This window comes from Pseudoalteromonas sp. SIMBA_162, assembly GCF_046535955.1.
Classification (GTDB): domain Bacteria; phylum Pseudomonadota; class Gammaproteobacteria; order Enterobacterales; family Alteromonadaceae; genus Pseudoalteromonas; species Pseudoalteromonas marina.
In genome coordinates this window covers 1-228 of record NZ_JAWJBQ010001405.1, presented here as the reverse complement: position 1 = coordinate 228, position 228 = coordinate 1, and the positions used below count along the sequence as shown (strand labels likewise).

General features: G+C 54.4%; 1 protein-coding gene. It reads right to left on the bottom strand.

Annotation, left to right across the window (positions count from 1 at the left end):
• Positions 1-87: SMR family transporter (locus tag R0J88_RS24230; RefSeq protein ID WP_410901490.1), on the bottom strand; the 87-nt coding region annotated here is incomplete at its 3' end.
• Between the last annotated feature and the right edge of the window lie 141 nt (positions 88-228).

Below are 228 nucleotides of genomic sequence, written 5' to 3'. Positions count from 1 at the left end.
GGGACGAGTAAAGCCCGCCGAGGCTTTTAGGGCGCTGGTGGCAATCACTTCCGCGACGATAGCGAAAATCAGATAAACAAACGTCATGAACGCTCCAGGTCAATGCATAACCGCCATAATGCCTGACCACTCTGGTCGTATTTGGCTTCAAACGGTGTCAGGTAGTCAGCGTTGGGTGTTACCTGAGTGATGCTCGCCTGTTGGCCGTTCACTACCGCCACGGCTTGG